The sequence below is a fragment of the Jatrophihabitans sp. genome, assembly GCF_036000465.1.
Classification (GTDB): domain Bacteria; phylum Actinomycetota; class Actinomycetes; order Mycobacteriales; family Jatrophihabitantaceae; genus Jatrophihabitans.
The window spans coordinates 20,982-27,599 of record NZ_DASYFV010000074.1 but is presented as its reverse complement, the minus strand read 5'-3'; the positions used below and the strand labels follow the sequence as shown (position 1 = coordinate 27,599).

Below are 6,618 nucleotides of genomic sequence, written 5' to 3'. Positions count from 1 at the left end.
GTGGCGAGTTCCTACGTTGAGTGGCGAGTAGTAACTCGCCACTCAACGTAGGAACTCGCCACTCAACCGATCGGGGGGCGCGCGCTCGACCGTTCCGAGGCCGACGCGGAACGGGCCGCCCACCGTGAGGTGGACGGCCCGTTCGGGCGACGTTTCCTAGCCCTTGCGCTTGGTGATCTCGTCGGCGAGCTGGGGGGCGACCTGGAACAGGTCACCCACGACACCGAAGTCGGCGAGCTCGAAGATCGGCGCTTCGGGGTCCTTGTTGATCGCGACGATCGTCTTGGACGTCTGCATGCCGGCGCGGTGTTGGATCGCGCCGGAGATACCGACGGCGATGTAGAGCTGCGGCGACACGGTGACACCGGTCTGGCCGACCTGCATCGTGTGCGGCACCCAGCCGGCGTCGACGACCGCGCGCGAGGCGCCGACGGCGGCACCGAGGGTGTCGGCCAGGTTCTCGATGACGGCGAAGTTGTCGGCGTTGCCGATGCCGCGACCGCCCGAGACGACGACGGAGGCGTCGGAGAGCTGCGGGCGCGAGCCCTTCTCCTCGACGACGGTGTCGACGATCTTGGCGGCCTTGGCCGAGTCGGACAGCGAGACCTCGACCGCGACCTCCTCGGCCGCGCCGGTGCTGGGCTCCGGGGCGAACGAGTTGGGGCGCACGGTGATGACCGGCGTCCCCTTGCTGACCTTCGACTGCACCGAGGTGGCGGCACCGAAGATCTGCTGGGTGGCGGTGCCCTCGGCGTCGAGGCCGACGGCGTCGTAGAGCAGGCCGCTCTCGAGCTTGATCGCCAGGCGGGCCGCGATCTCCTTGTTCTCCGCGGTGGAGGACAGCAGCACGGCGGCCGGCGACGCCTGGCCGGCGACGGCCGCGAGGGCCTCCGCCTTGGGCGCCACCGAGAAGCCGGCGATCTCGTCGCTCTCGACGACGTAGATCTTCGCGGCGCCGTACTCGGCGAGCTGGTTCTTGAGCGGCGCGGCGGTGCCGGGGGCGCCGACGACGACCGCGCTGGGCTCACCGAGCTGGCGCGCGGCGGTGAGCAGTTCGAGCGTGGGCTTCTTGACCTTGCCGTCGAGCGAGTCGACGAGGACCAGAACTTCAGCCATGGGTCTATATCTCCTTCGAGTCGACTCGGGTCAGATCAGCTTCTTGGACGCGAGGAAGTCGGCGATCTTCGCGCCGCCGTCGCCCTCGTCCTTGACGGTCTGCCCGGCCTCACGCGGCGGGGCGTTCTCGAACGACGTGACCTGCGTCCACGCGTTGGCCAGCCCGACCTCGCCGGCGTCGAGGCCGAGGTCGGCGAGCGACTTCGTCTCGATCGGCTTGCTCTTGGCGGCCATGATGCCCTTGAACGACGGGTAACGCGGGTCGTTGATCTTCTCGACGACGCTGATGACGGCCGGGGTCGAGCCCTCGACCTTCTCGTAACCGGTGTCGGTGACGCGCTCGATGGTGACCGTCGAACCGTCGACGGTGACCTTGCGCGCCTGGGTGAGCTGCGGGGCGCCGAGCACCTCGGCGAGCAGCGCCGGGAGCACCGCGCCGCGGGAGTCGGTGGCCTCGGAGCCGGCGATGGCGACATCCCACTCGATGGTGCCGAGCGCCTTGGCGATCGCCTTCGCGGTCCCGATGGCGTCGCTGCCGTGCAGCGCCTCGTCGGAGACGTGCACCGCCTTGTCGGCGCCCATCGACAGCGCCTTGCGGATCGACTCGGTGGCCCGCTCGGGGCCGACGGTCAGGATGGTGACCTCGCCGCCGTGGGCCTCCTTCAGGAGCAGACCCTCCTCGATGGCGAATTCGTCGATGTAGTTGATGACCGGGTCGACCGCAGCACGGTCGACCGTGTTGTCGGCGGGGTTGAGCTTGCGGTCACCTTCGGTGTCGGGCACCTGCTTGACCAGCACCACGATGTTCATACGTCGCTGACCTCTCAGTCGGGGTCCCCCCGGGACACCGGGCGGGAGATCGGACGAGCCTGCGTTTGCGCGCGCGACGTCGTCACGACACGTTCACGACACACTCTGCCTAAGTTACTGACGAGTAGCAATATGACGGTGCTCTCGTGATGCCCCATCCTCCCACGGGTACACCTGACGTTCACCCGGCCCGGAGCCGGCGGGGCTCACTCCCCCGGCGTCATCGGCGGGGCCACGTGGGTGAGCTCGGCCGCGCGGTGCGCCCAGTTGCGTCCGTTGCGCAGCTCCTCGCCGAGCCGGGTGCGCTGGCCGTCGCCCCAGAAGCGGGGCCAGCGCCGGGCCACGCTGACCGAGCCGCCGGCGACGAGCAGCGCGGCGGCGACGTGCCGACGCCGCCACTGCGGCTGCACATAGACCTGGTCGATCTCGCCGGTCTTCGGGTACCAGCGCACCGCGCCGAGCTGGTCGGAGCGCACGACCTCGAGTTCGGCGACGTCGACCGGGTCGAGCACCGCACCGCGCGCCGGTCCGTGCCCGGTGAAGGCGATCAGGTTGACCGCGGGCGGCCGCGCCGCGGATTCGCGGAACTCCACGAACCACACGTCCGGGGCGCGCGGCGTGACCTGTGGCGACAGGTCGATGCGCCGGACGCGATCGGCGCCGTCGAGGTCGACGACGCAGATCGCGTCGTCGCCGACGGCGGCCGCGGCCTCGGACGCCGTCAACTCGATCCGGGTGCCGTCCGGGTAGCGGCCCGACTCGACGACGTGGCAGCGGTCGCTGCCGTCAGGTCCGCCGCCGCGGACGACGCAGTGCCACCAGGACCCTGCGCCGCCCGCCGCGGGAGCTGGCTCAGCCGGCATGCCGTCCGCGGTACCGGCGACGCCCGACGTGCGCCGCCGCCCCGCCGGCCATCAGCAGGGCGAGCGAGATGCCGACCATCTCGCTCGTCGGGACGCCGGTGCTGGCGATCGGGTCGATGTTCAGCGGGGCGGTCACGGTGATCGTGACGGTGGCCGTCGCGGTGCCGAAGGGCGTCGAGATCGTGTAGTCGAAGGTGTCCGTGCCGACGAAGTTGTCACCCGCGGTGTAGACGACGTCGGCTCCGTCGATCCGCACGCTGCCGTGCGCCGGGTCGGTGGTCGACACGAGCGTGATCGCCTTGTCGCTGTTGGCCGAGTCGTTCGTGGTCACGTGGACGGTGACCGACTGGCCCGAGGTCGTCGACGCCGAGTCGTCCTTCGCCGTGGGCGGCGGCGGCGTGACGGTCACGGTGACCGACGCCGTCGAGTTGCCGTTCGCGGTGTGCAGCGTGTAGTCGAACGTGTCGACCCCCGCGAAGCCGGTCGCCGGGGTGTAGGTGATCGCCTCGGTCGGGGTCTTGCCCCCCACGACCGGATGGATCTTCGCCGTGCCATGTGCCGGGTGCGTGACCGCGGTGATCGACGCCGGCGCCCCGTGCGTCGTGTCGTCCTTCAGCGCGTCGATCTCGGCGGCCGTCTCGTAGGGCGTGGTGACGGCGTCGTCGACGGCGACCGGCGGCAGGCCCGGGTCGGTGAAGGCCGCGTCGAGCGGAGCCTGCGCCGTGGGGCAGGTGGGCAGTGCGTCGGCCGCCGCGGTGGTCCGAGCGCCCTTGACCGGTGCCACCAGGACAGGGACCGGCAAGACGCAGGGGCCGAAGGTCTGTGGGGTCGAGTCGATGACCATGTTCGGTTCCACGGTCGACTGGGTGAAGGTCACCGTGTCGCCGGGCTCGACCGGGTAGTACGGCGAACCGGTCGGCGGTGCAGCCGCGAGCTTGGCCATCGCCCGGTCGACGGCCGCCTGCGGCGCGTGGATCCGAGCGAGGGCACGCTGGGCCGCGACGCCCACCAGGCGGGGCGTGAACAGGCACAGGGTCTCGGTGCTGCCCGGGGCCTCGGTGCCGGCCTGGGTCGTGCACTCGGTGCCCCAGAGCATCTTGGCGAACGCCGAGGCCGGTCCGGTCTCGTTGATCGTGATCGTGCTCCCGGCCGTCGTGGTGCCGGCCGGGTAGTAGTCACCGTCCTTCTGCTGGACGCCGACCCGGATCTTGTTCATGCCGTAGTCGGGAGTCACGACGTCGGCGGCCGGCTTCGCCGCCTTCGGCGCGGCGGCCGTGCCGCTGCCCGCCACCCCGGCGGGCGCCGTGGTCGCCGTGGCGGCCGGCGTGTCGGCCTGCGCGGGTGGCGCGACGACGACGAGCGCGGCGAGGCCGGCGACGCCGAGGCCTCCCGCCACCTGCACGGATCGGGGCAGGGTCGAACCAGGGCGAAACGACATTCAGGTGCCTCCCGGCGAAGTGCGCCGGTCACCCCCTGCGACCGCGCCGGGCTGATCGTGGCACGAACTGATACCGGATCGACAGTAGCGGTATCCGGCGAGCCCGGCCCCGACCGGTCAATTCGCACCAAACGCCTCAGAATCCGGCCGCGACCGGGATGATTCTCTCGCCGATGATCTCCAGGGGCGTGATCGTCGAGACGTCCTTGATGCTGCTGTGCACGTGCTGGATGCCCACCTCGCTCATGCGCTGCAGGGTCTCGAGGATCGACTCGACGTTCTCGCCGTTCGGGCCGACGTCCATCGGCATCATCACGGTCTTCTCGATGGCGTCGTAGTCGGTGCCGAGGTCGTCGCAGTGCCCGCGCAGGATGTCGAGCTTGCGCTTCAGCTCCTCGTTCGGGCCGCCGAACAGGTTGCAGGCCTGGGCGTACTGGGCGACCATCCGCAGCGTCTTCTTCTCGCCGCTGCCGCCGATCAGGATCGGCGGGTGCGGACGCCGCAGCGACTGCGGCACGTTCAGGGTGCGGCCGAGCCGGTAGTGCTTGCCGGCGAACGGGTCCTCGGAATCACTCCACATCTGCAGGCAGATCTGCAGCGCCTCCTCGAGCCGCTCGAAGCGCTCCGCCGTCCCCGGGAACGGCAGGCCGAGCCCGACGGACTCCTCCTCGTTCCAGGCCGCGCCGATACCGAGCCAGGCGCGCCCGCCGGAAAGCACGTCGAGGCTCGTCACCGCCTTGGCCAGCAGGCCGGGCTCGCGGTAGATGACCGCGGTGACCCAGGCCAGCAGCTCGATCTTGCTGGTCTTGGCCGCGAGGTAGCCGAGCGCGGTGTACGCCTCGAGCATGTCGTTCTCCGGCGGCCCGATGTGCGCGATCTGCCAGACGTGGTCCATCACGCTCAGCTTGGCGAAGCCGGCGTCCTCGGCCGCGACGGCGATGCGGGTCAGATCGGCCGCGAGCGTCTGCGGGCCGCCGGGCCAGGTGAAGTCGGATACGTGGACGCCGAGCTGCATGCGTTCTCCTCGAAAGTGATGTCTCACCTTCGACGCTAGTACGGGCGTGGTTGCCGATCAGCGGGGGCGGTCGTCGACGATCCGGCGCATCTTGCCGACCGAACGCTCGACACTGTCGGGGTCGAGGACGGCGACGTCGACCGAGACGCCGATGGTGCTCTTGATCAGATGGCGCAGCTGGTTGCCGGCGGCCGCGGCGTCCTCGGGGCCGGCGTCGGGGCGCCGCTCGACCCGCACGGCCATCTCGTCGAGCCGGCCGGTGCGCGAGAGCACGCACTGGAAGTGCGGCGACAGCGCGGGCGTGCGCAGGATCAGCTCCTCGATCTGGGTCGGGAACAGGTTCACGCCCCGCAGGATGATCATGTCGTCGGAACGGCCGGTGATCTTCTCCATGCGCCGCACCGTGCGCGCGGTGCCGGGCAGCAGCCGGGTCAGGTCACGGGTGCGGTACCGGATGACCGGCATAGCCTCCTTGGTCAGCGAGGTGAACACGAGCTCGCCCTCCTCGCCGTCGGGCAGCACGTCGCCGGTGAGCGGGTCGACGATCTCGGGGTAGAAGTGGTCCTCCCAGATGTGCAGGCCGTCCTTGGTCTCGACGCACTCGTTGGCGACGCCGGGCCCCATCACCTCGGACAGGCCGTAGATGTCGACGGCGTGCATGTCGAGGGTCTGCTCCATCTCCGCCCGCATGTCGTTCGTCCACGGCTCGGCCCCGAAGATGCCGACCTGGAGGGACGTGGACCGCGGGTCGATGCCCTGGCGGTTCATCTCGTCGACGATCGCGAGCATGTAGGACGGCGTCACCATGATCACGTCGGGCTCGAAGTCGCGGATGAGGGTGACCTGGCGTTCGGTCATGCCGCCCGACACCGGGATCACCGTGCACCCGAGGGCCTCGGCACCGTAGTGCGCCCCGAGGCCGCCGGTGAACAGCCCGTAGCCGTAGGCGACGTGAACGCGGTCGCCCGGGCGCCCGCCCGAGGCGCGGATGGAGCGGGCCATCACGTTGGACCACGTGACGATGTCGGCGGCGGTGTAGCCGACGACGGTGGGCCGGCCGGTGGTGCCGGACGACGCGTGGATGCGGGTGATCTGCTCGCGCGGCACGGCGAACATGCCGAAGGGGTAGTTGTCGCGCAGGTCGGCCTTGGTGGTGAAGGGCAGCCGGGCGAGATCGGCGAGCTCGCGGATGTCGTCGGGGTGCACCTCGGCCTGGTCGAACGCGCGCCGGTAGTGGGCGACGTTGTCGTAGGCGTGGCGCACCGACCACTGCAACCGCTCGAGTTGCGTTGCCCGCAACTCGTCGAGGGAGATCAGCTCGAAGGGGTCGAGGGTCTCGGGCGCCGGTGTCCGATCACGCATGCGCCCATCCTTCA

The 6,618-nt window shown here is 70.5% G+C and carries 6 protein-coding genes; all 6 read right to left on the bottom strand.

What is annotated here, in order from left to right:
- Positions 1-156 precede the first annotated feature (156 nt).
- The 6 genes from VGN18_RS20020 to paaK all read right to left on the bottom strand — a co-directional run bounded on the left by VGN18_RS20020 (position 157) and on the right by paaK (position 6,604).
- The gene (locus VGN18_RS20020) at positions 157-1,116 is read right to left on the bottom strand and encodes an electron transfer flavoprotein subunit alpha/FixB family protein (RefSeq protein ID WP_327541493.1); all 960 of its coding nucleotides are present in this window, start codon (positions 1,114-1,116) and stop codon (positions 157-159) included.
- A 30-nt stretch (positions 1,117-1,146) separates the two neighbouring features.
- Entirely contained in the window at positions 1,147-1,926 is a 780-nt protein-coding gene (locus tag VGN18_RS20015; RefSeq protein ID WP_327541492.1) for an electron transfer flavoprotein subunit beta/FixA family protein, read from the bottom strand.
- Between the two features lie 206 nt (positions 1,927-2,132).
- Complete coding sequence (locus VGN18_RS20010) at positions 2,133-2,789, bottom strand: hypothetical protein (RefSeq protein ID WP_327541491.1); 657 nt, start codon at positions 2,787-2,789, stop codon at positions 2,133-2,135.
- On the bottom strand, positions 2,779-4,191 hold the full coding sequence (locus VGN18_RS20005) for an Ig-like domain-containing protein (protein WP_327541490.1): 1,413 nt from the start codon (positions 4,189-4,191) through the stop codon (positions 2,779-2,781). The genes VGN18_RS20010 and VGN18_RS20005 overlap by 11 nt, the downstream gene beginning before the upstream one ends.
- 172 nt (positions 4,192-4,363) lie before the next feature.
- A complete protein-coding gene (locus tag VGN18_RS20000; protein WP_327541489.1) occupies positions 4,364-5,242 on the bottom strand; it encodes an LLM class F420-dependent oxidoreductase in 879 nt (292 codons plus the stop codon).
- Between the two features lie 57 nt (positions 5,243-5,299).
- Positions 5,300-6,604: a phenylacetate--CoA ligase PaaK gene (gene paaK, locus VGN18_RS19995; RefSeq protein ID WP_327541488.1), complete on the bottom strand. Its 1,305-nt coding sequence runs from the start codon at positions 6,602-6,604 to the stop codon at positions 5,300-5,302.
- Positions 6,605-6,618 lie beyond the last annotated feature (14 nt).